Origin of the sequence: Sphingobacterium paludis (assembly GCF_004364125.1) — a bacterium.
Taxonomy (GTDB): domain Bacteria; phylum Bacteroidota; class Bacteroidia; order Sphingobacteriales; family Sphingobacteriaceae; genus Sphingobacterium; species Sphingobacterium paludis.
In genome coordinates this window covers 458641-484391 of the sequence record NZ_SNZV01000003.1, presented here as the reverse complement: position 1 = coordinate 484391, position 25751 = coordinate 458641, and the positions used below count along the sequence as shown (strand labels likewise).

The following is a 25751-nucleotide window of genomic DNA, read 5'->3' as shown; positions in this document are numbered from 1 at the left end:
CTTTTGGTGCTGTATAGGATATTCTTTACGTAAAATTTAAGACCTATGTCCATAAACGACAATACGCCTATCGTACAGGTAGTAGACCTCTCGCACAAATACAACCTACAATGGGCTGTACGCGAGATCAATTTTGAGGTACAGAAAAATGGGATCTATGGCCTCCTAGGTGCCAATGGTGCCGGAAAATCGACCACCATGAACATCATGTGCGGCGTGCTTAACCAATCGCACGGCAAAGTACTGATCCGCGGGATTGATATGGCACAAAACCCCGTTGCTGCAAAAAAGCATATTGGTTTCCTGCCCCAGCACCCGCCCTTATTGCCCGAGCTAACCGTGGAAGAATATCTTATCCATACGGCGAACCTACGCTTGATGCCGGCAGAAAGCATTCCGGCGGCACTAGACAAGGTGCTCGCTAAATGCAATATTACTCATTTTCGCAAGCGTCTACTCAAAAACCTGTCCGGCGGATACCAACAACGTGTAGGTATTGCACAGGCCATCATCCACGAGCCTGATTTCGTTGTACTGGATGAACCGACCAATGGCTTAGATCCCAACCAGATCTTGGATGTACGTCATCTCATCCGCGAAATCGCCAAAGAAAGAACTGTTGTGCTCTCTACCCACATCCTACAGGAAGTACAGGCATTATGTGACCATATTTGGATGATCCATGAAGGACGTATGGTTTTTTCGGGCTCTATGGAGGAATTTGATAGCCAAGTAGCGCCCAATAGCGTAATGGTGAGCATGATTTCGCCTCCCTCGATCGAGCTGTTGCAAAGTCTTCCGGGGGTGCTCGACGTCGAGCCTATTGGCCATATCAAATTCCGTATACGCTCGGCCAACGTACAGGAGCTTACCCAGCTTCTTGTGGAAAGCAGCGTACAAGAGAAATGGAACCTGATCGAAATTTTTTCGGAGAAGAGCTCACTCGAAACTGTATTCTCCGAAATGACCAAAAGAAAGCGTAAAGCGTAACGATTATTTAAGCACATGAAAACAACACTCAAAATAGCCAAAACAGAGCTGCAAGTACTTTTTTACTCGCCTGTCGCTTGGCTCATCCTGATGATATTCACCTTTCAGATAGGTTTTTTGTTTACACAAAACTTTGAAGGTATGATCCGCGTGCAGTCGATGAAAATAGATCTGGTCAATGCCACACAGAGCTTATTTTCATCGGCCTGGGGCGGCATCTATCCCAAAGTACAAAGCTACCTGTACCTTTACATGCCGCTGTTGACCATGAGTATCATGAGCCGCGAATACAGTAGCGGATCCATCAAGCTGCTCTACTCCTCGCCCATCACCAACAGCCAAATTATATTGGGCAAGTATATCGCCCTGCTGCTCTTTGGCTTGACGCTGACGCTCACGGTAGCCATATTTGCGCTGTTCACCATGTCGTCGCTGATCAATACGGACATCGCACCGTTATTGACGGGTCTCTTGGGGCTCTTCCTCTTGCTCTCTGCTTACAGCGCGGTGGGGTTATTTATGTCATCACTAACCAGCTATAACATTGTGGCAGCCATTGGTACACTCTGTGTATTTGCCTTGATGAATTTTGGTCGTGGCCTGTGGCAGGACATTCCTTTTGTGCGCGAGATTACCTATTGGCTGGCTATAAATGGCCGCGTAGACACCTTTATTGCCGGGCTGATAACATCGGAAGATTTCTTTTATTTTATTTTGGTAGATGTGCTGTTTATTGCCTTTACCATCTTCCGCTTGCAGGCAGTACGCAAGAAGCAATCTGGGATGCAACATCTTATGCGTTTTGGTGGTGTGACGCTGCTTGTTTTTTTGGCTGGCTATATCAGTACGCTCCCTGCCCTTAAGGGATATTATGATAGCACCTATCAGAAAAGGAATACATTAACGGCCAGTAGCCAGGCCATTATGGCTAAATTAGATGGTGATTTTACAATAACCACCTATGTCAACATGCTGGAGGGCAATAACTTTATTGGCCTGCCTGCAGCCTACAAAGGTGACGTCGCTTCCTTTGAAAAATACATCCGTTTTAAACCGGAAACCAAAATGCGCTACGTGTATTATTACCACGATGCGGAAAACCCCATTCTTGACCGGCAGTTTCCAAACCTGAATACCGAGCAACGTCTGGACACGCTGAAAAAATTCAACAAATGGGATTTTGATATTGTGCCCTACAGTGCCATTCAGGAAAAGGTTGACCTTACGGGCGAGGATTTCCGTTTTGTTCGCGTGCTGGAACGCGAGAATGGGCGAAAGACTTTCCTTCGGGTGTTCAACGATATGGTGCGTGTACCGACAGAGTCGGAAATCAGTGCGGCCATCAAACGATTGGTCATTGACCAGCTACCCGTCGTTGGTTTTGTGAGCGGACACGGCGAACGCGACAGCAAATCATCACAGGATCGCGACTACAAGACTATCACGCAGGAAAAAACCTTCCGCTACTCCATGGTCAATCAGGGTTTTGACTTCAAAGAGATTGACCTCGCGAAGGATATTCCAGCGGATATTAATATTTTGGTTGTTGCCAACCCGCGTAAAAACTACAGCGAAAGTGAGCTGCAGATCCTGCACCGCTATGTAGAAAAAGGCGGAAACATGCTGCTTACCGGCGAGCCAGAACAAGCGGCCATCTTTAATGATATAGCGCGTCCGCTCGGCGTCACGATGGAAGAAGGGGTGTTGGTAAAACAGCAGGAAGCCCTGCAACCCGATTTGTTGACCTTGCAGCCTACTGCCGCAGGAGCCGACTTTTCGTTTTACCTCAAGCCCTTGATCTCTCGCCAAGAGGTGATCACGATGCCCGGCGCTGGTGGGTTAGTAGTCACTACAGATAGCCCGTTTAAGGCAACGGCATTATTTGCGAGCGACAGCAGCGGCACGTGGAACGAACTGCAACAGGGCAATTTCATTGATGCCAAGCCGGTATTTGATCCGGAGCTGGGCGAAAAACAAGGGGAAAGACCTACCGTGCTGGCGCTCTCGCGAACATTGCGCAGCAAAGAGCAGAAAATTTTGGTGACTGGTGATGCCGACTGGATCAGCAACAGCGAACTGTTTATTCAGCGCAACCAGGTTAATGCCGTCAACTTTTCGCTTGTGAGCGCAGCCTTTTCGTGGCTTAGCGACGGGGAAGTGCCGGTGGATATGCGCCTGAAAGATCCTATCGATAAAACGCTGCGCATTGGCGAATCCAGCTGGACTTATTTTTCCATCCTATTTAAGATCGTCATTCCGCTGGGCATGCTGGCCATTGGCTTGATTATCTGGATCAGAAGAAGGGGGCGTTAACCATGAGCTTGATTATCGATAAACAGACCGCCGACGATCTGGCTATTTTTGGCCAGCGTGGCAAGGAATCGGTCTTCGGCCTATTCAACAAAACAGCTACCGCAGGCGGTGCCGCATTATTGGAAGAATGGTTTACCTATCCGCTTTCCAAGGGCAGCCAAATCGAAGAACGGGCGCAAACCATTGAGCATTTTATTGCGCACCCCGCCGTATTTCCTTTTGAGACCAGCCTATTCGACCAAGCGTTATTTTATCTGGACATGGCCGATGAAAGAAGCCGTCTGCACCAAGGCAAACAGACCTTAAAGGAAAAATTGCAGGCCCTGCTGGGTGCAGATGATGCGTACAAGAAGGTGATTGCGGGCCTTGTGGCCTGCAGTGCTATCCTGCACGGTTGGAGAAATTTTCTCGAGCAATCCCAGACACAAGCAGCAGGTACGCTGGGCAGACAACTAAAAGATTTCGCCCGTCGATTGGAAGGCAGCGCGCTGGAGACCATACCGTTACTGGATGAAAAAAAGAAGATAGACCGGCAGCAGGTTATCCTGTTGGACAATATTCTTCGTTTTGAAGAGAAGGATCTGTTTCAGGGCATGCTGCGTGATATCTATACGCTTGATGTCTATATAGCGGCTGCCAGCGTTGCGCGTGAGCGCAATTTTGCCCTACCCAAGATCATCGTCGACGGAAGCGATACGCTACGCTACGAAGCTGTCTTTCACCCCTTGGTACCGCAGGCAAAGGGCAATAGCCTTTCTATGGATCGCCAACATAATATTACTTTTTTGACGGGCGCCAACATGGCCGGAAAATCGACTTTTATGAAGTCTTTGGGCATTGCGCTGTTCTTGGCTCACCTCGGGTTTCCTGTCCCGGCCAAAAGCCTAGAATTTTCGCCTCGCGAAGCTATCTATACATCTATTAACCTGCCGGACAACATCCAGATGGGCTACAGTCATTTTTATGCGGAGGTGCTTCGGGTCAAAAAGGTGGCGCAGCAGCTGGCTGAGGGGAAAAAGCTCTTCGTGATCTTCGACGAGATGTTTCGCGGAACAAATGTGAAAGATGCCTATGAGGGTACGGTGGCCGTTGTTGCCAAACTATACCAACATCCGGGATGCCAATTCGTGATTTCCACACACATTCTAGAAGCTGGTGAAGCGCTGCAGCACAGCCATCCCGACATTCGTTACGTTTTCTTGCCCACGATCTTGAAAAATGGTATCCCCCACTACACCTACCTCTTGCAGGAAGGCATCACGGCAGACCGACACGGCATGGTCATCATCCAAAACGAAGGTATTCTCGACCTATTAACCTCTAAAGAATCAAAATGCGTATGAGCTTCTTAACGGACAAACAGACACTGAAAGATCTCCATATACTGGGAAAATACCGACGTGATTCTATTTTCTCGGTTTTTAACTGTACCCAGACCTTCGGAGGCGAGCACCTATTGGAAAGCATGTTTCAACAGCCGTTGACCCGCCTAGCGGATATCAACAAGCGTAGCGATCTGGTTGCCTTCTTCAGGCGACAGCAGCAACAGCTCATCATCGATCTGGAGGATCTAGACCTCGCGCAAAACTTTATCAGTGGCGATGCTGGCGGCAGCATGCTACAGAGCAGCCTTTACATTTCCCGCAATTGGCTGTGGCAAAAACTTGGACTTCCAGAAAACCGGACCCACTTTCAACGTGCGATCCGCGCGGTGATCCGTTTGCTCGCTCAGCTCCGGGCTTACATCCAGAGCCTCGGAATCGAGCAGCATCAGCCATTGCTTGGTGACACTCCTTTGGCAAACCTTTGGATACTGGAAAGTAAAGAGCTGCACGCACTCGAAGAAGAGCTCGCGAAGCACGCAGAAAATCTACCCTTTGCACTGGCCGTTCGCGGTGATTACCTGCTGCGCTACAGATGGTCCAACGCTTTGCGCGATGCATTTTCGATGATCTACTTCATCGACACGTTTCAGTCCATCGCTCAAGTGGCCAATGCGCGTGGTTTCATCCGCGCCGAAGCTCGGCCTGCTGAACAGCAGACCTTGCTGTTCAGCAATCTATACCACCCCACGGTGCCCAATGCCGTCGGCAATGATATTGCCTACAGCAAAGACAGCAACCTGATCTTTCTAACCGGCGCTAATATGGCCGGAAAGTCTACCTATATGAAAAGCTTGGGCATTGCCATCTATTTGGCCCATATGGGCTTTCCTGTTCCCGCCGCACAGATGCAGTTTTCCATCAAGGAAGGTCTCTTCACGTCGATCAATGTCGAGGATGATATCAGCCTGGGTCATAGCCACTACTATGCCGAGGTGCTGCGCGTGAAGACCGTAGCCGAGGCCGTTGCGCAGGGAAAACAGTTGCTGGTGATCTTTGACGAACTCTTTAAGGGCACCAACGTGAAGGACGCGTTTGAGGCCACCTTTGCCGTTTCCGCAGCTTTCCAAAAACATACTTCCTGCCAATACCTGATCTCTACGCATATCGTAGAGGTGGGCGAGCAGTTGAAAACGGTCGCTCCGCAGGTGCAGTTCCTAAAAATGCCAACCATTATGCGTGGGCAGATACCGACCTACACCTACCGTGCCGAGCCGGGCATCAGTGCCGACAAGCACGGTATGGTGCTTATCCATAAAGAAAACGTACTCGAATTACTAGAAAAAAGCAGATCAAAATTTTAAAGCATGTACTTTAGACCCTTATTTTTAACAACACTGGCGCTATGGACCATGACCGCACAACCGGCGCTGTCCAACAACATAGCGGAAACGCTTCAATCGCAGCCGCTGAACGGTGATGAAATTCCTTTGAACCCACATGTAAAGGTGGGCAAACTGCCGAACGGATTCCAATATTTTATCCTGCGCAATGCCGAGCCAAAAGAGCGAGTACTGCTCTATCTGGCCAACAAAGTTGGCTCCATACAGGAGACCGATAAGCAGCAGGGACTAGCCCATTTCTTGGAACACATGAATTTTAACGGCACAACACACTTCCCCAAAAATGCACTGGTCGATTACCTGCAAAAGTCGGGCATACGTTTTGGTGCCGACCTGAATGCTTACACGGGCTTTGAGGAAACGGTGTATCAGCTTCCCCTACCTACCCAAGACCCCGAGCTGCTCAAACAGGGCATGCTTATTATGCGCGATTGGGCAGATGGTGCGCTCCTGGAAGACGAGGAGATCGATCAGGAGCGTGGTGTCATACTCGAAGAGAAAAGACAGCGCGGCGGACTTTCCCACCGCATGCAGGAAAAAACGTTCCCCTTGCTGACCAACCACTCGCGCTATGCTTATCGTATGCCAATCGGTACTGAAGAGGTATTGAAAAACTTCAAGTACAGCGAAATCCGGAAGTTTCACAAAGACTGGTACCGCCCCGAGCTTCAGGCACTAATCGTTGTTGGCGACATCGATCCCGCGAAAATCGAGCAGGAAATCATCGCGCAGTTTTCGACCTTGAAGAATCCGAAAAACGCACCGAAATCTAAAAAATATAACATCCCCTTAAGCGGCAAAAACCAGTTTTTGGCATTTACCGATGAAGAGGTGACGCAGACGTCGTTCCAGATTCTGTACAAGCAGCAGGCAAAAAAGACCGAACGTTTAGCGGATTACAAAACTTCACTGGCCAAGAGCCTTTTTATCCAGCTCACCAATACACGTTTGGGCGAGCAAACACGTGAGGCGAAAACACCTTTCCTTGCTGCCTCGTTGAGCAATGGTGCATTACTCGCAAACCTCGAAACCAACGGCATACAGATCATGCCGAAGCCAGACAGCCTACAGTCTAGCATCCGTGCCGTTTACGCTACGTTAAAACAGATAAAGGAATATGGCTTTACGAATACGGAGTTGGAACGCATCAAGGCAGACTATCGAACCATGCTGCAGCAGGGCCTTAAAGAATACGACAAAACACCGTCTAAAGCTTTTATGGACGAGATCTTGGCGCATTATCTCAAAAATGAACCTGCTCCATCGTTCGAATTTTTACAGCCGGTATTATTGAAGGCGGTCAATGAAATCACCTTGCAGGACCTGATGGCCTACCAAGGAGATTTTCAGGCGACCAGCAACCGCGACATGATACTGGTACACCCTCAGGCCAGCAAAGAAGTGCCACAGGAAGAAACGATAAACGCTTGGCTGAGCGAAGCCCTGCAACAGCCGGTAGCTCCCTACAACGAGGAGGTTGCAGAAACCGCGCTGCTTTCTTCTTTACCACAGCCGGGCACGATTGTGAGCGAGAGCAAGGACGAAAAGGTCGGTACAGAGACGCTTGTGCTTAGCAATGGCGCGAAGGTTATCTTGAAGCCCACGACACTGAAAAACAATGAAATTCAGATCACCTCCTTCAGCCCCGGAGGTTATTCACTTTACCCTTCGGCAGACTACCAATCGGCCGTCAATGCGACAAGCATTGTGGTCAACAGCGGTTTAGGACCATTTAGCTCACTACAGTTGTCGCGCTACCTCAATGGTAAAAATGCATCGGCAAGCCCGTTTATTAATGAAATCGGCGAGGGCATCAAAGCATATGGTAGCAAAGAAGACTTAAAAACCACCTTCGAGCTTATCTATGGTTATTTCACGGCAACACGATTGGACAAATCATTTAACGAAGCAAACTTAGAGAAATCCAAGATAGCGCTTAAAAACAGGCATCTGCAAGCGAATGCTGTATTTACCGATAGCATTGCGACGCTGCTTTACGGCAACGATCCACGAAAAACTGGGCCTACAGTTGCCAAGATCGATCAGATAGACCTGGCACGTTCATTAGAAATTTTTCAGGATCGCTTTGCTGACGCATCCGATTTCACCTTTGTTATTGTGGGAAATATCGATCGTGAGCAACTGGATCCGCTACTCACCCAATACTTGGCTACACTTCCAAGCACGGGGAGGAAAGAGAAATTTGCAGATAACGGCGTTTACCCGTCAGAAAAAGCAATAATTGCGTCTATCCATAAAGGCCACGAAGACAAGTCTACTGTAGCGATGGCCTATTTAAGCGCCTACCCAGACTACAGCGAGTACAATAACCTCTTGATGGATGCGCTGTCGAGCTGCCTTACTATCAAGCTAACAGAACGCCTTCGCGAAAAAGAAGGAGGTATCTACTCCATCAGCGTATCGCCATCGCTGGCCAAGAATCCACGCAAACGCTTCAGCATGAATATTTCATTCACGACCTCGCCCGAGCTGGTCGAGAAGTTGACGAACGCCACGCTGGAAGAAATTGACTTGATCGTCAAAAATGGCCCGAGCCAAGAGGATCTGGATAAGTATATCGCCGAGAAGGTACTCAGCAGCGATCAACAGCTCGAGCATAACGAGTTTTGGTTATCCTACCTGCTTAGCAGTTCGGTCGACGGTTTAGAGCCCGCACGAATCTTTAAGGAGAAAGAGCTGATCAAAGCTATCAAAAAAGAAGAGATACAGACTCTTGCCAAGAAATACCTTAATAAAGAGCATTTCTTTCAATTTGTGCTTTACCCTGAAAAATAAAAATTAGGTTTTTGTTTCAATATCCGACATGTCGTGAGACATTTCATTGTTTAGTTTAGTTGCAGCCTGCCCCGCGCAGGCTGCTTTTTTGTCTGTTTCTTTATGAAACATACTGTCGTGTTTCCATCAATCCATAATTTCTGTTAAAAAATGCTAAATCCATACTTGACGATCTCTTTGGCATATGATTTGAAAGCTTACAAGTATTCATAATTTAGGTTAATAATTGGTTAGTTAGTAAAAAAATCCTGAAGCTCCCCGCTTCAGGATTTTTTTGTTAATACCAGATTAAGGGGATATCCGCATATGGCAAACATGATCAATATATCTCCGCGCTGAATTCAGCATTTTGGTTTTTTAAATGGTGCCAAAATCTGTTATTGGTGCATCCCACTCTTCCTTTTGTCCAATGCTGAACATGTTGTTGTTCGTTATCGAACAGCTAAAATAACGCTCGAAAACATAATGCCCTCACTATCCATCACTTACGTTTTCTGGCAAAGCTGTTGCATCCTTCTTTACCGATGGCAAGCGATCCGTGGTGTGGTTAAGCACATCGGTAAAGATTTCACCGACCAAAGCTCCGCATTTACCGAGAAACAGCTGCAATCCATCTAAAAGGTATTCAGCAGCAGGCATCAGCACTGTAATTTTGAGGTATCAAATAGGAAATAATAACATAACATATTAAAAGACATTAAAAATAGCACAACCATGAAAAAGACATTAACAACCATCGCAGCAGCCATCATCATGATCAGCTCATTCTCTTCTTTCGCAGCAGAGAAAAACAATCCGTTAAAGAACGTTGAATCTGCAAAGGTTATAGGCACCTACCTGGAAGCAACCACCCTTGGCAGCATCGAGCTGAACAAATTCCTTTTTGCGGATGATTTTCAGTACAGCAACAGTGCAAACGACGACACATTTAACAAGGGCGAATACATCGCCTTCTTAAAAGCACACAACGGCGTAAACTTTGACTGTAAGACTAGCTATGAGATCCTCGATCAAACTGGAAAAACTTGCATGGCCAAAGCGACCATGGTCTTTGAAAACTTCACACGTGTGGATTACATCACCTTAAATCAGGAACAAGATAGCTGGAAAGTAAGCAAGGTAGTAACAACCTACCCCTAATAGCATAAAAATTTTTGTTTCAATATCGCCACGTCGCGAGACATTGCATTGTTTAGTTTAGTTTAGTTATAAAGTCTGCAGCCATGCAGACTTTGTTGTTTTTGTTGTTCGGTAGGGTGTAGTATACTTTTAATTCAACGAGCTTCTAAATTTCAAAGGTGTCATGGCGGTCTTTTTGCGAAATAATTTGTTGAAGGATTGTGGATATTCAAAGCCGAGTTTATAGGCTATTTCGGCGACAGAAAAATCGCCAGCAAGAAGATATTCTTTGGCTTTTTCAATCACTTTTTCGTGAATATGCTGCTGCGCATTTAGGCCGGTGTATGATCGCAGCATATCGCTGAGGTAATGCGTGGAAAGGTTTAGCTGCCGCGCGATAAATTCGACGGAGGGTAGTCCTTTTTTAAGCGGTTCTTCTCGGTCGAAGTAATTGTTGAGTAAGGCCTCTAGGTCACTAAGCAAATCGTGGTTCCTCGTCTTACGGGTGATAAACTGTCGTTCGTAAAAGCGGTTGCTATAATGTAAAAGCTCGCCAATTTTTGATAGTATAATGGGTTGTGTATGGCGATCGATATGCGTGCATTCGGCTTCAATTTTCTTAAAAATATCTAGTATTCCCGCTTCTTCTTTTTCAGAAAGATGCAAGGCTTCGTTTACCGCGTACGAGAAAAACCCATAATTTCTGATTTCCTGCGCCAGCGGATGGCCGGCCAAAAAGTCCGGATGCAACAGCAACATCCATCCCTGTCCACATTCTTGTATAAATTGCTGCGTGGTTTCCATATCGAAAGATTGTATCTGCTTCGGTGAAAAATAATTCATCACCCCTTTATCAAAATCATAGTGTTGTCTGCCATAGCGAACTTTAGCTTGAATGTTCTTTTTGATAGAAATACTGTAGAAATCTACCGTAAACTGATCCCAGATAGCATTTTCCTGCAACTTTAATTCTGTTACATCGATGATGCTGATAAGAGGATGTAGCGGCTCCCGAAGCCCTAAGAGCCGGTGAAATTCGGATATAGATCGGATAATGTGCATAACCGTATAAAACTACTAATGTACAAAAAGGCAACTACTATCGTTAAGCAGTTGCCCTCTGGCTATTATTCGCCTAAAAAAGCTTTTCCCACCTCTTTATGGTTAGCTTCGCGGCCAATCTTTTGATGACGTTCCACAAAAACGTTAGCATCTTGCCCGGCTATATAGCGCAATTGCTTTTTACCATCTGTTGCCGCTTCGTAAACCACTTCGGCAATTTGCTCTGGGGTCGACGCTGTCTTCATCATTTCCTCAAAACTCGCCCATAGTTTTTCTTCGATGCCGGCATAAGCGGGGTGGCTATTCATATCAATGGATCTTCCGCCAAAGTCTGTAAAAATGCCCCCCGGCGCAACGGTTTTGATACCAATATTGAGCCTCGTCAATTCGAAAGCCATGCTTTCTGTCCAGCCTTCCAACGCCCATTTCGTTGCATGATAAGAGGAACCTAACGGAAAACCGATTAATCCGCCAATCGATGTCGTGGTGATAAACAATCCGCCTTTACGCGCTCTGAAGTATGGTAAAAACGCTTTGGTGACTCGTATTACCCCTAAAAGATTGGTATCTATCTGGCGCACTAATCTTTCATCACTAATGGCCTCTAAAGCACCCATCAAACCGTAACCTGCATTGTTAAAAACCACATCTACTTCGTGATCTTGCGTCACCTGTCCTACCACGTCATTAATTTGCTGCGGATTAGTGACATCAAGTGCCAGCAATGTTACGTTTTCCAATTGGTTCAGTTCCGTTTCTTTTTCCGGATTGCGCATGGTAGCAATCACCTTCCATCCTCTACTTTGAAATAATGTGGCGGTTGTCTTTCCTAATCCAGAAGAAGCGCCAGTAATAAAAATCGTCTTTTGCATATGTCATTCGTTTAAAAAATCAATACTGCAAATTTGCGCCAAGCGCAGGCATCTTCTGTTTCCAAAACGGACAATCTTGTGTTCAAAATACGGAAAGGGACAAAAAAATGGAGGTGGATTAATAACCTGCATTTCTGGAAAGATCCATTTACAAACACACAACCGCCTGTCAGCAGCTCAAGGAACGACGGTGTGATGGAGTCATTTTCTTCGTCCAAAGAACAAACATCTAGTATTCCGGCTACTTAGCCAACCATACACCGCCCATTTTTTTGAATTCTCCCACTTTTAGGCTGATGAAGTTGTTGAAGATATGGTAGTTCCCCGCCCCATGCATAATGCGATTGAAGTCCACTAAGCTTTGTGGATCTTGCGCGGTGTAAATGGCCATTGTATTTTTTTCATTGAGCGGATTGACCCAACTTATTAACATTCCGTAACCTGTGCCGAGATATTCATTCTCGGCAACAACCTTGTCTTCCTTTATCAACACAGGAATCTCCCTTAAATATTTTTGCAAAAACAGATTTCCCGCCGGTGTTCCCCAAACGGATAGATGATACGTAGACAAATCCATATCGAGCGCGGTGGTATCGGCAACAATTTGAGCGTTCTGAAATAGCCGATCTCGAATTGATATGATGAATTCCTTCAGACGCCGATCAGCTACTAAATCTGTTTCCTGGCTAGACACGATAAATAACACGCTATCTTGTTCATAAATGTCATCAATGATGGGGATGGAATTGGCGGCCGGCGTTCTGATTTTCTTGGCTTCATTCGCCCAGGCTTCGATATCCTTATCTTTTATTCTTTTTAAATCCGCCAGCAATTCAGGCATAAAGCTTTTCAGCGTTGGATACTTCTCTCTATTCTGTTCGTATTTTTTTAATGATGTCATAATCGGCGTGATATACATCCAGTCTCTCCCTTTCTGATACCGCACATAATTTAAATCGGCTACATCCTCGCCAAATCTTGATACCGCCATCCGACAAGCAATAGACTCCGTCAGTTGTTCTTTGATTACCGATTCCCAAGACCCATAGGCTTGCGATTTCATCGATTCCTTTACTGCAGGCCACAAATGGCTTAGTGCGCTAAATTCATCTTCGTACGCCTCAATGGCGGGATTGGCAAAAGAATGAGCAAACTCATGCCACAGCAGTTTGTATAAGCTACCAATGTCGAACGTGGGGATTTTTATAGCGCTTTCGGATGGGGCAAGTACCGCATACATCTCGTAGGTTTCGTTCGATTGGATACGAGGGCCGAAATTGCCCCAGCCCAAAAAGTTGATAATCACATTGAACTGCAAATCATCTCCGGCGCTGTCTGTACAATATTGCACCAATCGCTGCTTTTCATTAAAGGGTGTGAGGTTATAAAGTAAACTCGATAGGGGAGATATCGTAAAAAGCTCGTTGGGCATTGAAAAAGTCTTCATATTTAGTTTCCGCAACGAAGTCTTGCATGAGCAACCGCAAGGAATCCACTTTAGGGTCGAAAGTTTCAAAATCTGGAATATCGTCTCTCCACTCAAGGTCTTCCGTGAGGTGTAGTAAAAACCAAATAGGCCCATCAATCGTGCTGAATATGCCACCATACATCGGGTTTTTAGATAGGTAATCAAAAATCGCCAGATTTTTGTACGTTTTAAAATAGCTTAAGATATGCTGTTTGTACTCTATTTCAACAAAGTTAACAAGAGGTATTCCTTGCAGCACTTCCAAGGTGTGAAACAACTCAATGCGCGGATCAATGGTAAATCTAACACCTTCTACTTCCACAACGGGCTGCTGGTAAATCGGTTGCTCGTGTGCACGACCGTACAGACCGGTAGATAAGCATAATGCAGCAAGTACAATACACAAGATAATTTTGCTTTTCATAAGAATACGATTGGGTACTATAACGCTTAACCAATTACAATGCCTATTCGCATCTGCCAGAAAATCAGGCGATTAAAAAAACAACAACTGTTCATTAACGAACACCCCATGTACGAAAGCGAACATACAAACACAATAGCAATGTATACAACCATCAAGCGTATCTTGACGACATTGCTGCAGCTAGTCAATTCGACAAAAGCATGAAGCACAAAAAATTTAAGCATTCGATCGTGACAATGAAAGGCGTGTACATGATTTCAGACAAGCAGAAAATAGAACAATCGATTGTTTAACCTCGCTAAGGTTAATTTTAAGCTTTCGAAAGAAAAATTAATTTGCAAAAAGAGATAAATAATATATTTTTGATTGTCCCCAACAATTAACCTGCAAATGCTACATGCTATGCATCACAGACAATTGACAGGTAACTAAGCGTAAATTGCGAGTAATCAGGTATAAATGGTAATAGTGTCCAAAAGCAAGCTTCGTTTCTGCCGCGCATTTGCACCAATTGATTAGCAGCATAATAAAAGCAATTTTCGTTTAAACTTTTATTGCCGATATATTAATTAAAAACTAACACGACAAACGCCTCCTCATGTCTGCGCAAACTCCTACAACTGCAAATCTCCCCTTTTACGGGTTGAAATTGATTGGAAACCTATTTGGCTTCGTACTAGTCTTTCTTTCTACACTTGCCTGCAAAAAAGACACAAAGCTGAACTTTGCGAACTCTACCAAGTCATGGATATTGGATAGTATGAATACTTACTATCTTTGGAAAGATGAAATAAGTCCTAACTTCTCAGCCAAAGATGATCAGCTGTTTTTCAACAGTTTGCTCAGCAAGAGTGATAAATATTCCTATTATGAAGATCTCGACAACCCTACTGATTCCAGAAGTTTCAATGATTCATTCGGCTTTCGCTTCACTATCGTAAAAAAAGAATTCGGAATACTCGGAGTCGTAAATTATGTCGCCGAAGTTGGTGCAGCACATGATTCTGGTATAAAGCGAGGGATGCTGTTTAGCAAAATAAATGGGCAGAGCTTAACAAAATCTCTATCGGATGACTACGTAAACAACGTTTTGTCAAGAGCAAAACTCCTGCTGACCGAATGTACTCTTAACGACGGTATTCTTTCTGAAAATAAAAATTATGAATTATCGCCCGGTCATACCTTTGACAACCCCATCCGGATGCCTAAGGTCTTTGTTCACAAAGCAAACAGGATCGGCTATGTTTTTATAGGACAATTTCAAAAAGCATATATTGAGAAATTGATTGAAACGACAAGAACGTTTAAAGATCAAGCGATCGATGAGCTTATCCTAGATCTTCGGTATAATACTGGAGGAGATTTGGCCACGATGGCATTGTTGGCATATCTCACTTCGGATATATCACTCGACAATCCATTCCTACAGATCAGTGGCAATCAGAAAATCGGCACTAAAGTACTTACATTACGCGAATGTCTCGGAAAAGAAATCTCAGCCATTCCTACAGATAATCTGCAACGAGTAAGGCTAAATTTGGGGCGAATCTATGTTCTAACCGGCATATCAACAGCATCTTCAAGCGAAGCATTTATAAACTGTGTCCGACCCTACATGGAATTGATTACTGTCGGAAGCAATACATATGGAAAGGATTTAGGTATCCTCACAATAAATTCGCGATCCAGTCTTGACAAAAATATAGCAATCCATCCTGTAGTATTCAAATTGGGCAACCATAAGGGTCTTGGGGGCTACAGCAAAGGGCTTTCTCCCGACATCTTCTTAGATGAGTTTGATGAAAAAATGTATGAGCTGGGAGATCCGAGGGAAAAGTTGCTAAGGCATACTTTGGGAATGTCTGCTGAACGACGAACAGGAGTGGGAACAAAAAGTAAAAGGATCGACAATCCCTATTTTCGCCAATCTTTTGTATCCGAAAAAGTAAATAATGTCGATCTGACAGAAGTCTCTAAAATTACTCACTAATTAATTATCATATGAAAATGTTCATTTATGCAGGGCTAGCATGTGTTCTATCATCCTGTAACAAAAACGAAATTGGTCCGAACCTTTATGACCGCGATATTAATGCCTCCTCAAGCATTGCAGACGGCATCAATGTTATAGACGGCAGATTAAGTTTTTCGACTTTCGACAAATTTGACCAGCTTATTTCACAATCTCTAGAAACCGATGATATAAATAAAGTTAAAAGCATTACCTCACGTGTACCTGCTACTCAATTTATATCATTCGCAAAAGACGCAGCAATTGGCGGGTTTGATGAATCGACTAATCCCACAGTATTTATGTCACCCCGAAGTACATCACGCACACCAAGCTTGCGTCCTCCAGGCCGTTCAAGGACTACTCGGTCATCGGCATCAGAGTATGATCCATCCGAATTGATAGAAGATGAAATATTTTCGGAGATAGTGAATCTTGACGGAGAATTGCAGATAGAAAAGACATTCTATAAAATATCCCCAACAGGAACTATTATTGCCGATATCGACCTTGCGCAAAACGTATACAATTATCTTGATGAAAACGATGAATTGAAATCCGATTATTTTTCAAATTTAGCTCTCGTTAACGATGATCTCGGTATTTACAAATTAGCGGATCGCATATTTATCTTAGACACCTATTCTATAATACGGGATTATCTATCGCCGGTGGAAGCGGAAAGTGGAAGAAGTAGATCAAGAGCAGGAGCTCCCACAGCATTGAGAGCGACGGGAATTCGATCTGCCTCATCACGATTGCGTAGTATGACTGGCGAAAATGAAGGCCGTAGCTCTTCGCGTACCTCGGGCGGTACTTCAAGGACCAGCGCAGGATCTGCCGCAGTGAACAGCTCCAATCCTTATGATACTATGGATGAGTATACCTTCAATAGCAAAAATACAGTGGGGGGTAAAATTTGGCAAACGCTTTTCGGAGATCCTCACACGAGAAGATTTTCGACCAACCAAGATCGGAGGATTAGGGTTAACTTCTTTTCAAAGAATTGGGGAGTTTTTTCATCTGTTGGGGTAAACGTAAAGTACCAAAAGAAAGGCCCTGTATTTTGGTCTGCAACCTCAGATTTCGAAGAAATGAGGGTTGGATGGAGCCCAATGGTAACTGAAATAGATGCCCCTAAAATAATTTCAAATCCAGAGGTTGTTAAACAATATTATCCTAAAGGTGATCCCACGTCCACTGCCGCAAAAATGCTGACGCAAGCAACAGTAATGTTAGTTAAAAATAGCAAAGAAAATATTCTCATCCTTAAATTAAGCTCGATCCTAGATGCCGACCGAAATCTTAGATTTCTTTCACAGGATCATAAAGAACTTATTCAAACTTTGATAAATCAAGGTAACGTAAAATTGGACTACAAAAATTTATTTAAAAAACAAGTTCAATCAGGCTATACATCGGTATTCAACGCAATAAAGAAACAGATAAATTATCCATCTGATAAAAAGATAGCGTTTACAGGGGAATACAGAATGTTTATAGAAGATGGGTTCGAATTTAAAACATCCGGAAATGGGAAATTAAAACAGACCTTCGACTGGGGAACCGCCTACATCGGATGGAGGGCAAACCCTAATAGTCCATCTTCAGGAAAGCTTTTCGTCGCGGGATGGGCAAAAACAATCAAAGTGATTTCCGGTAGCGCATATGGTGCTGCAAAGAAGAATAACGAATGGGCCGGAATCGCGGTCATAAAAGACTAAATAAAAAACATAACGCCAGGTTTTCCTAGAAACGATAATTCGGCGATATTTACAATACTGAGCAAATATAGATATTTAAACTATGGCAACATTTAATCTTACTGCCGATTACAGAATATTAGTAGCCTGCATACTTTTGCTACTTTTCCAACTACCCGCACGCGCCCAAACAATAAGCAGCAAAGATTATTATTTTAAAATTGGAGTTGCAGCCCATTCTGCTTTGGGAAATGTCAACATCAAGAAAAGTGGGGAGCGTTTCTACGGTAACGTTTTTCTAGATGGAACAGACGCGGGCCGGGTGCAAACAAACCATGAAAGCGTCTATTGGAGACCGCTAAGCCTGTCCTTTGGAAAAAACGTATTTGATCGATACAGCCTGGGAGTGGGAATGGAAATTGATGTGTATGCCATCGGAGATCGAAACAGGTCTTCGGCGCCAATTTTCGCTGATGCAACGTATAGCTTCGGGCTATCCAATACCGGAACATTCTTCCTCAACCTTAAACCAGGCTATTCCATCAGCGTCGAAGATGTAATTCACAGTGGCCTAAAAATAGAAACGGCCATAGGCTACGAATTTAAGACTGGACGACGAAGAAATATGTCTTATGGATTTTCGTTGGGGTACAATTACCAAGAACTCAAAAAGGTGGTACAGACAGAAATGCAACATATAGAAGGCACAATCAACTCCTACACGCAAGTGAGTGAGCGCCTCGTCGATATATCATTAAGTTTCGTTCCGCTAACCTTCTTCATACGGCTTTAGAAAATCAAAGATTGTTAGGAACTGTTATCGATTTTCTTTTATCGTCCTCTCTGCAAATCAGCACTTCTTTTAAAGTAAAGATCATGCAGCGATTCGTCAGGCCCATCCTTTATAAAAACGGTGAAGTTTAGGGTAGTCGACGAAAGCTCCACTACCCTAAACTGCAGTTTAACACTTCTTTCGACAAAGTTGATAATCCGCCCGACTTTGTCGAAAGTGTAGGTTGCCTTGTCGAGTTGAATCCCTCTTACATCATGCGTCGTGACATCTCCGGTCGCATGAAACACAAAATAATAAAGATCCTCGCGCTCATAAGAACTTCTAGAACCTGGAACCTTAACACCATTTTCTACAAGGTATTCATATCCCCTAACCATTTTCCAAGTACCCACCAATTCATTGAATTCCGAATCTATACCGACCTCAGCATTTTTGGTACAAGACGTTTGCAATAGGATGACCGAAATAATAAAAACTAACGTGCCCTTAAATTTATTCATAACACTGGATTAATAATCTAAACCGCTAGATTAACCCTAAATTTAATAGATTCTCTCCATGTGAAAGAAAAATGTAGAATATTTTCGTTTTTTGTAAGGAAACCGCTACATGGATAGAGATAGTAAACCCCACAAATGACGCGCTTTTCTTTGGGAATTTTTGAAAAAACCGAATTTCCTATCCTCTCCATCACCGGTAACACAGTCAAGGTCACGCAATCGATATTGGAAAGCATTAAAAAGATAGTTGATCAGCAGATCGGAATACACAAAACAACCCCTCAAAACCTCGCCCGTCAAAATTTACCGACATTGATGTCGGTAACCCCTCTATTGTAAGAAAAACTGCGTGCAAAGATATCAGAGCTTATCGGACTTACAAATGCGTTATTTAATGCAATAGACAACCTAAATCATACGATGAGCCGAATAAATATTTTATTCGGCTCATATATTCGTTATATTTGAGCCGATTAATCAAAATAATCGGCTCATGGCGTACAATTGGCAACTAGCGGGCTGGCCCGAATTCAATTATGATGTGTCTCAAATTCAAACGACCATTCTTGCGTTTGCGCAGGAGACTGGCGAAATGAATGGCCTTATACAGGGATTGCCCGAAGAGCTAAAACAGGAAACCATGCTCCAGCTTATGCTTTCAGAAGCAATCAAGACATCTGAAATTGAGGGGGAATACATCAGCCGAGAGGATGTCATGTCTTCCATCCGCAATAACTTAGGACTAAATGATATTCCGGTCAATGTTCGAGATCGACAGGCCTCGGGTGTGGCGCAACTCATGGTGCAAGTGCGGGAAACTTTCCAAGAACCTTTATCACTGGACATGCTTAAATCCTGGCATCAGTTGCTATTTCCGGATCAGAGTCGCATCACGCCAGGAGATTGGCGCCACGGCAGTGCACCCATGCAGGTAGTTTCAGGAGCGTATGGTAGAGAGGTCGTTCATTACGAGGCTCCTCCTTCCGACCGTGTGCAGCAGGAAATGGAAGCTTTCGAGGGTTGGTATAATTCGAAATCTTTCTCTTTGGAAGGCCCGATAGCGGAAGCGATATTGAAGTCGGCAATCGCACACTTCTATTTCGAATCTATCCATCCTTTTGAAGACGGCAATGGACGGATCGGTCGCGCAATAGCAGAGAAAGCCTTGTCCCAGTCGCTTAATCGTCCGGTGATGTTAAGTCTATCCAAAACCATCGAAGCAAATAAGCAGGCCTATTATAATGCATTGAAGCAAGCACAGCGCACCCTAGACATCACCGAATGGATTGCATATTTTGCACAGGTGATTTTGGATGCACAGCTTGATGCTAAAGCAATGGTATTGTTCACGCTAAAGAAAGCTAAATTTTATGATCATTATAAAAGCCAGCTTGATGAGCGGCAGCTGAAGGTCATTGGTAGAATGCTTAGCGAAGGGCCATCTGGTTTTGAAGGAGGAATGACGGCAAAAAAATATATGGCTATTACGACGGTCTCCAAAGCAACCGCAACGCGTGACTTACAGCATTTGCATACTATAGGCGCATTGATTGCAGCAGGCGCCGGACGGTCAGTTAGGTATGAGCTGAATCTTTAATAATCAAGTTTTTATTCAACCATACTATTAATTACCTCTAATATAACAGAGTTTATTTAAATTTATAGCTTCTACAGGAAAGCTCCTCTTTATTATGTAGAGGTGATACTGCTAAATTAAACCGCTCTACTATCCAAAGCATAAGGTACATGTCAAACATAGCAGTCGATCCTGTTATCTTCCAAACTAATATAGAACTCATTATTTGATGTACAGTCCATATCAATGGAAGGAATAATGCAAATTTTTGAAAAGTAGATATTTACGGATTCCCGTAAACTTCCGCCCACATCTTCACCTAACTTTACATCAATGTAGGATATTCAATGTAAATCCACCAAAATTCTGTCATTGAAAATATTTTAAAGTAAATTATGGCTCCACCAATCGATCATTTAAAACTCATTATACAGAGATTTGATGCATATATTATAGCATCGAATACTAAATCCGCATTTCTACTTGCGTTCAACACCTTCATATGTGGTAGTATTATTTCTGCAAATAAATCGCTATTACATTTGGTTAATGAACGCCATCAACATTTTATCGCCGTCATATTAGCGTTAGGTTTTATATGCGGCATAATATGTTTATTTTTTGTAATGCGCGCTATGTATCCGTATATGACGTCAGGAAATTCTTCCGCCAATAGATACCACTCGTTAATTTTTTTTAGGTCCGTAACCGAGTTCAGCTCAGCAGACTCTTATGTAAAGAAATTGAAGGAAGAAAATGAAGATGCATTTTGGGAAGATTTGGCTAAACAAATATATCAGGTAAGCAAAGGATTACGCCAAAAATATAAATATGTTGGATATGCAACAACGTGCGTTTACATACAATTATCGTTCATGTTATTAACTATTACATTGATATTAATAGAAAATTTATGAAATTATTTGAGAATTACGCTTCTGGTATAGAGCGCATATTAAGCGAAAACTATACCTCAGTCGATAGATCTACGATTAAAAGCTCGAAACCTTCAGACATCCTATTAAAAGCTATGGGAAAAGATACTGAAATGTTCAAAAAATCAATAGAATTGCAGGGGCAGATTGATGGTGATAAAGCGTTGCTAAATATCGACCGAGAGGGCCTTACAAAGCTATTTGGGTCGAACGCTTCAGGCTTTGAAGATATTGTAATAGGATCTCATCCTGACTTTGCAGATCTCGATTACAATGGATATCTAAATCACCACTGTGTATCTATGTTTGTCGATATAAAAGGTTCCACTAGATTAGCCCTAAAAGAAGACTTAAAGAAAGTGCGACTTATCAAAGATTCGCTACTTACACTGTGCATTCACGTGGCAAATTTTTTTGGAGGACACATACATCGTCTTCAAGGAGACGCTGTTTTTGTACAATTTGTTCGTAAGGGGGCATACAAAAATGACGCAATTATAAACTCTCTTAATGCCGCATCGGTTCTTTGCCAATTTGTGGAACAAGATCTGAAAGATGTATTTGAAAAAAAAGGGCTTTCTCCTATAAAGATTAGAATAGGTATAGATTATGGAAACGATGAAGATGTTTTGTGGTCTCATTATGGTGTTCCAAGCTGCGCTGAGCTGACTACAACCAGCCTCCACACTGATTTAGCGGCCAAGTTGCAGTCTAAAGCGCCATCAAATGGCATAGTGATTGGTGCTAATATTGTTAAGGAATTAGATTTACCTGAAGAATTCGTTAAACATGTCTACAAAACTGTTGATGATAAACAGGTCGTTGAAACTTATGTTATAAATGGCTTCAACTACAAGCAATATATATTTAAATGGAAGACATACCTTTTATCATTTGATTTTATCAAAAAATCATCAAATGGTATTACTCTTGATATAGAGGAGAAGGATTTTAGAATAACTTGTAAGGTTTCAGATGAAGGAAAAGATAATTGGACTCCATATTATCAAAACTCATATTCAATCCCTAAAAAAATGAGTATAGCTTTCACGATCACATTCAAAGGTCTGCCCTATTATAGACAAGGTAATGAAACTATAGAATGGGTGATACATAATCGAGGAGACGAAGCCCAATTAGAACAAAAAGTCGAAATAAGAAATATAAATGAGACAGAATGCGTAACTAATGCGGCTTATCTCGGACATCATTATATTTCATGCAAAATAAAAAGAAACTTTGGTTCAAATATTACAGTGACTTTTCCCGTGTATGTACAGTAATAGCATGTGACCTTTAAAACCTTTATAAAGAAGTCAAGCATTTGGATGGTGTGATAAATCGCTTTTATATTTTGTTCGGGATTTCGAATATTTACTCGTTTTCACTTATCCGAATTATTTCTAGTATTTTAGACTGTTGCTTACAGTCAAACCGCTTTTTTGAAAGGAAGCATGTAACACTAAATAACAATTAACATTAGAAACTGCAACAATGAAAGGATCGATATGGAGGAAATGGGATCTACATCTACACACGCCTGAAACAAAGTTATCTGACAATTTTAAGTTACAGGAGAAAGATGATGTCTGGGATAAATATTGCATACATATTGAGGAATCTGACGTCTCTGTCTTTGGAATCACAGATTACTTTTGCAGTGACAACTACTGGAAATTTATAGATGTATTCCGTAAAAAGTATCCAAACTCTAAAAAAATATTCTTCCCCAACATTGAATTTAGATTACCAATATCCGTTAATCGAAAAGGTGAAGAAGTTAACATTCATATAATTTTCGATAATACCATAACAAAGTTGAAAATCGATGAATTTTTAATGAGTGTCAAAACTCATGTAACTGATAGTTCTGAAGTAAGCGTGAAATGTAAGAACTTAAGAAAAGAAGATTTTGTTAGTGCTACGGTAAGTCTAGATGAATTAAAACGTTCATTAAAAGAAGTTTTTGGTATAAGTAAGCCTTATTTAATCGTTGCGGCGGCAAATAATGCTGGATTACGTCCGACTAATTCACCTCGAAAGCTTTCAATCACGGATGAAATAGACAGAGTCTGCGATGCTTTTTTTGGAGGAATTCAAAATGTAGAATATTATTTAGATACTAGTCGATATGAAGATATAACAATTAACTCAAAGCCGAAGCCAGTTCTAACTGGTTGCGATGCTCACTCATTTGAAGATATGAATACCAAACTTGGTCAGAAACTAGTTGACTCAAAAGATTCGTCAATTATTATTTCCACAAATACCTGGATTAAAGCTGACTGCACCTTTGAAGGACTAAAACAGGTACTATATGAACCAAAGTTTAGAATCTTACTGCAAGAAAATGAACCTAGGAGTAGTAATAGAAAAATTAATTACATACAGTTCAGTTTTCCTAGCAACATTAATATTTCTAGAAAGGACTCTTCAGATAGTCAAGATTTCTGTTTAAAAAATCTAAACAGTAAAATCTATTTTAGCGATTACTTTACTTGCTTAGTTGGTGGTAGAGGCACGGGTAAAAGCACAATTATAAACCTCATCGCTGAAAAACTAAAAGAGCCAACGGATTTTTTCAAGGGAAACCGCCTCGTTTTGGATAACAAAAACTATGATATACCACTAGATCAATCGAGACTTATTGAGATATCCGGCACAAACGAGATTGAGTTTGTAAGCCAAGGGAAAATCGAAAACCTTGCCGAGGGCAATAGACTCACAGAGATAATTTTCAATGAACGAATCAAGACATTGGAGTCAAAATTTGACGAATTAGATAATGCTATCGATAAGATAATTGGTAACATTGATGCTAACATCAGAATAATCAGCGATATAAACAATAAATCCAAAACGTTAAAGACAAAAAATAACGAAAAAGAAACTATACAAAAAATTATAGACTCCGTAAATGACGAGGAATATAAAGATATTACAAAGGAAATTAGTCGGCTCAAAAAGGAAACTAATAGTCTTGAATCAAACAAAAGTAAGTATATCGATCTGTTAGAAGATATAAGATTGTTAGCTCTTAAATATAAAACTATTGATGAAACGGATGCATATGCTGAAAGACATAATGAAATACTAAATCTGATTACCGATATTGATGAACTTCAAACAGTCGACGGGGACATTACACTAGTTGAGAAAAATTACCAGTCATATAATGAAAAACTTTTAGATCTTAATAAATCTTTCGCTTCATCGAATTCTGATCTTAAAAACTTTTTTATAAAAAAAGGAACCAGCGAAGACGTTATAAAAGATGCCCAAAATGCTAATGAAAAAAATGCTCGATTAGTCGAAGATATTCGAAATATCGAATTAGAAATTAATGTTCTGATCAACACCTATGAACTAAATAACAGCCTAGTTAATACTTATGATACAACAGCAGACTCCTATGAAAAATTAATCGCATCAAATTTGGCAGTGATAAATGCTCGCCTCGATATACAAAATGAAAACTTGATGAAAATTGAATTTGCTAATTCGTTTGATATAGACAAATTTAAGGGTAGTGTATTTGATGAGTTTTACAGCCGCTTTAGCAGCTATAATATTTCCGGAACTTCTAAGAACGATGTCAAACGAGCCCTATTTGAATTGAATCCGTTGGATATTTTAACTACGGAATATAAGAGGTTCTTAGAAGAATTTGAAACTAGAGTCGTTATGAATTCAAATCGAACCACAAACTACATAAAGATTTTAGAAGATATTTTTAAAGAAGCGGCAAATTACAAGATCTACCAGCTTATCGTAACAAAGCATAAATTTAACGTTCCCAAATATCAAATTTTTAGGGGATTGTACGGAGGAAAGGATCTGATGAGCTGTTCGTTCGGGCAAAGATGTACCGCAGTTGTTGTGACATTATTGATGACTGGTATTAAACCTTTAATAATAGATGAACCAGAAGCCCATTTAGACAATCGTTTGGTAGCCGAATATTTGGTTGAGCTGATTAAAATGAAAAAACTGGATAGACAAATTATATTTGCAACTCACAATTCTAATTTTGTTGTTAATGGGGACGCTGAGTTGATTCATATTCTTGAAGTTCCTCATATTGATATTTACACAAGTATCACATCTACCACTATAGAAAACATCAAAAATCGCGATAAATTATTACGACTTGAAGGTGGTAAAGAAGCATTTAAGATTAGGGAGTGCAAATATGCCATTTAACACAAGAATAATATAGCAATCCTGGTTATCAGGATAACTTATTTCAAATTATTAAGCATTTTTATCTCAATATTTTTGCGATGTATCTATACAGAGAGTTTAAAAATTCTCTGTGAATGTCCCTATAAATTCACAGATCTAAAGTGCAAATTGTCAGTAAAAGTGTACATCATCGTCAAATTACATTAATATGGCTACCCTCCGATCAGACAGGATGGTGTGTATAGGGATGCATAAGAACAAGGAGAGAATTTTAAG

Annotated in this window: 20 protein-coding genes; 14 read left to right on the top strand and 6 right to left on the bottom strand. The window is 42.1% G+C overall.

The genetic code is table 11. The annotated features are described in order from the left end of the window. The first annotated feature begins 45 nt into the window (after positions 1 to 45). The 5 genes from B0I21_RS08220 to B0I21_RS08200 are packed head-to-tail and all read left to right on the top strand — an operon-like array spanning position 46 to position 8824. A complete protein-coding gene (locus tag B0I21_RS08220; protein ID WP_133639980.1) occupies positions 46 to 990 on the top strand; it encodes an ABC transporter ATP-binding protein in 945 nt (314 codons plus the stop codon). 15 nt (positions 991 to 1005) lie between these two features. Next, on the top strand, positions 1006 to 3303 hold the full coding sequence (locus B0I21_RS08215) for a Gldg family protein (RefSeq protein WP_133639979.1): 2298 nt from the start codon (positions 1006 to 1008) through the stop codon (positions 3301 to 3303). Positions 3304 to 3305: 2 nt separating this feature from the next. Then, positions 3306 to 4646: a MutS-related protein gene (locus tag B0I21_RS08210; RefSeq protein ID WP_133639978.1), complete on the top strand. Its 1341-nt coding sequence runs from the start codon at positions 3306 to 3308 to the stop codon at positions 4644 to 4646. Continuing rightward, complete coding sequence (locus B0I21_RS08205) at positions 4643 to 5989, top strand: MutS-related protein (protein WP_166637809.1); 1347 nt, start codon at positions 4643 to 4645, stop codon at positions 5987 to 5989. The genes B0I21_RS08210 and B0I21_RS08205 overlap by 4 nt, the downstream gene beginning before the upstream one ends. A 3-nt stretch (positions 5990 to 5992) precedes the next feature. Continuing rightward, a complete protein-coding gene (locus tag B0I21_RS08200) occupies positions 5993 to 8824 on the top strand; it encodes a M16 family metallopeptidase (RefSeq protein WP_133639976.1) in 2832 nt (943 codons plus the stop codon). A 474-nt stretch (positions 8825 to 9298) separates the two neighbouring features. Here B0I21_RS08200 and B0I21_RS20095 read toward each other — a convergent pair whose 3' ends face one another. Next, complete coding sequence (locus B0I21_RS20095; RefSeq protein WP_166637808.1) at positions 9299 to 9463, bottom strand: hypothetical protein; 165 nt, start codon at positions 9461 to 9463, stop codon at positions 9299 to 9301. 75 nt (positions 9464 to 9538) lie between these two features. Here B0I21_RS20095 and B0I21_RS08195 point away from each other — a divergent pair, with 75 nt between their 5' ends. Continuing rightward, positions 9539 to 9964: a nuclear transport factor 2 family protein gene (locus B0I21_RS08195; protein ID WP_133639975.1), complete on the top strand. Its 426-nt coding sequence runs from the start codon at positions 9539 to 9541 to the stop codon at positions 9962 to 9964. Positions 9965 to 10093: 129 nt separating this feature from the next. Here the strand turns inward: B0I21_RS08195 and B0I21_RS08190 are convergent, their stop codons facing one another. From B0I21_RS08190 to B0I21_RS08175, 4 genes are all read right to left on the bottom strand, one after another. Continuing rightward, positions 10094 to 11005 carry a helix-turn-helix domain-containing protein gene (locus B0I21_RS08190; protein ID WP_133639974.1) on the bottom strand — a complete coding sequence of 304 codons (912 nt, stop codon included), beginning with the start codon at positions 11003 to 11005 and terminating at the stop codon, positions 10094 to 10096. Positions 11006 to 11070: 65 nt separating this feature from the next. Beyond that, entirely contained in the window at positions 11071 to 11877 is an 807-nt protein-coding gene (locus B0I21_RS08185; protein WP_133639973.1) for an SDR family oxidoreductase, read from the bottom strand. A gap of 241 nt (positions 11878 to 12118) precedes the next feature. Continuing rightward, a complete protein-coding gene (locus tag B0I21_RS08180; RefSeq protein WP_133639972.1) occupies positions 12119 to 13324 on the bottom strand; it encodes a DUF4932 domain-containing protein in 1206 nt (401 codons plus the stop codon). Continuing rightward, entirely contained in the window at positions 13260 to 13769 is a 510-nt protein-coding gene (locus B0I21_RS08175; protein ID WP_133639971.1) for a DUF4932 domain-containing protein, read from the bottom strand. The genes B0I21_RS08180 and B0I21_RS08175 overlap by 65 nt, the downstream gene beginning before the upstream one ends. 601 nt (positions 13770 to 14370) lie before the next feature. Between B0I21_RS08175 and B0I21_RS08170 the strand changes: the two genes are divergently transcribed. From B0I21_RS08170 to B0I21_RS08160, 3 genes are all read left to right on the top strand, one after another. Then, entirely contained in the window at positions 14371 to 15762 is a 1392-nt protein-coding gene (locus tag B0I21_RS08170) for a S41 family peptidase (RefSeq protein WP_133639970.1), read from the top strand. An 11-nt stretch (positions 15763 to 15773) separates the two neighbouring features. Next, positions 15774 to 17507, top strand: a complete 1734-nt coding sequence (locus B0I21_RS08165; protein ID WP_133639969.1) for a hypothetical protein — start codon at positions 15774 to 15776, stop codon at positions 17505 to 17507. 82 nt (positions 17508 to 17589) lie between these two features. Next, positions 17590 to 18279, top strand: a complete 690-nt coding sequence (locus B0I21_RS08160; RefSeq protein WP_133639968.1) for a hypothetical protein — start codon at positions 17590 to 17592, stop codon at positions 18277 to 18279. Between the two features lie 38 nt (positions 18280 to 18317). On the opposite strand, the gene B0I21_RS08155 is transcribed toward B0I21_RS08160, so the two are convergent. Beyond that, positions 18318 to 18779 (bottom strand): hypothetical protein, encoded by a 462-nt coding sequence (locus B0I21_RS08155; RefSeq protein WP_133639967.1) that lies wholly within the window; start codon positions 18777 to 18779, stop codon positions 18318 to 18320. A gap of 135 nt (positions 18780 to 18914) precedes the next feature. Here B0I21_RS08155 and B0I21_RS08150 point away from each other — a divergent pair, with 135 nt between their 5' ends. From B0I21_RS08150 to B0I21_RS08135, 5 genes are all read left to right on the top strand, one after another. Further along, positions 18915 to 19118 carry a hypothetical protein gene (locus B0I21_RS08150; RefSeq protein ID WP_133639966.1) on the top strand — a complete coding sequence of 68 codons (204 nt, stop codon included), beginning with the start codon at positions 18915 to 18917 and terminating at the stop codon, positions 19116 to 19118. Between the two features lie 154 nt (positions 19119 to 19272). Next, positions 19273 to 20376 (top strand): Fic family protein, encoded by a 1104-nt coding sequence (locus B0I21_RS08145; RefSeq protein WP_133639965.1) that lies wholly within the window; start codon positions 19273 to 19275, stop codon positions 20374 to 20376. 374 nt (positions 20377 to 20750) lie between these two features. Continuing rightward, positions 20751 to 21272, top strand: a complete 522-nt coding sequence (locus tag B0I21_RS20550; RefSeq protein WP_394346348.1) for a Pycsar system effector family protein — start codon at positions 20751 to 20753, stop codon at positions 21270 to 21272. Then, a complete protein-coding gene (locus tag B0I21_RS08140) occupies positions 21269 to 22573 on the top strand; it encodes a nucleotide-binding domain-containing protein (RefSeq protein WP_133639964.1) in 1305 nt (434 codons plus the stop codon). The genes B0I21_RS20550 and B0I21_RS08140 overlap by 4 nt, the downstream gene beginning before the upstream one ends. 211 nt (positions 22574 to 22784) lie before the next feature. Beyond that, positions 22785 to 25493, top strand: coding sequence for a TrlF family AAA-like ATPase (locus B0I21_RS08135; RefSeq protein ID WP_133639963.1), 2709 nt, complete (start codon positions 22785 to 22787; stop codon positions 25491 to 25493). Positions 25494 to 25751: the final 258 nt, after the last annotated feature.

Coding starts and splice junctions, on each gene's coding strand:
- B0I21_RS08190 (WP_133639974.1), bottom strand. CDS start 11,005: ATGCACATTATCCGATCTATATCCGAATTTCACCGGCTCTTAGGGCTT.
- B0I21_RS08135 (WP_133639963.1), top strand. CDS start 22,785: ATGAAAGGATCGATATGGAGGAAATGGGATCTACATCTACACACGCCT.
- B0I21_RS08180 (WP_133639972.1), bottom strand. CDS start 13,324: ATGAAGACTTTTTCAATGCCCAACGAGCTTTTTACGATATCTCCCCTA.
- B0I21_RS08200 (WP_133639976.1), top strand. CDS start 5,993: ATGTACTTTAGACCCTTATTTTTAACAACACTGGCGCTATGGACCATG.
- B0I21_RS08205 (WP_166637809.1), top strand. CDS start 4,643: ATGAGCTTCTTAACGGACAAACAGACACTGAAAGATCTCCATATACTG.
- B0I21_RS08220 (WP_133639980.1), top strand. CDS start 46: ATGTCCATAAACGACAATACGCCTATCGTACAGGTAGTAGACCTCTCG.
- B0I21_RS08140 (WP_133639964.1), top strand. CDS start 21,269: ATGAAATTATTTGAGAATTACGCTTCTGGTATAGAGCGCATATTAAGC.
- B0I21_RS08210 (WP_133639978.1), top strand. CDS start 3,306: ATGAGCTTGATTATCGATAAACAGACCGCCGACGATCTGGCTATTTTT.
- B0I21_RS08195 (WP_133639975.1), top strand. CDS start 9,539: ATGAAAAAGACATTAACAACCATCGCAGCAGCCATCATCATGATCAGC.
- B0I21_RS08165 (WP_133639969.1), top strand. CDS start 15,774: ATGAAAATGTTCATTTATGCAGGGCTAGCATGTGTTCTATCATCCTGT.
- B0I21_RS08160 (WP_133639968.1), top strand. CDS start 17,590: ATGGCAACATTTAATCTTACTGCCGATTACAGAATATTAGTAGCCTGC.
- B0I21_RS20095 (WP_166637808.1), bottom strand. CDS start 9,463: ATGCCTGCTGCTGAATACCTTTTAGATGGATTGCAGCTGTTTCTCGGT.
- B0I21_RS08175 (WP_133639971.1), bottom strand. CDS start 13,769: ATGAAAAGCAAAATTATCTTGTGTATTGTACTTGCTGCATTATGCTTA.
- B0I21_RS08155 (WP_133639967.1), bottom strand. CDS start 18,779: ATGAATAAATTTAAGGGCACGTTAGTTTTTATTATTTCGGTCATCCTA.
- B0I21_RS20550 (WP_394346348.1), top strand. CDS start 20,751: ATGGCTCCACCAATCGATCATTTAAAACTCATTATACAGAGATTTGAT.
- B0I21_RS08215 (WP_133639979.1), top strand. CDS start 1,006: ATGAAAACAACACTCAAAATAGCCAAAACAGAGCTGCAAGTACTTTTT.
- B0I21_RS08150 (WP_133639966.1), top strand. CDS start 18,915: ATGACGCGCTTTTCTTTGGGAATTTTTGAAAAAACCGAATTTCCTATC.
- B0I21_RS08170 (WP_133639970.1), top strand. CDS start 14,371: ATGTCTGCGCAAACTCCTACAACTGCAAATCTCCCCTTTTACGGGTTG.
- B0I21_RS08185 (WP_133639973.1), bottom strand. CDS start 11,877: ATGCAAAAGACGATTTTTATTACTGGCGCTTCTTCTGGATTAGGAAAG.
- B0I21_RS08145 (WP_133639965.1), top strand. CDS start 19,273: ATGGCGTACAATTGGCAACTAGCGGGCTGGCCCGAATTCAATTATGAT.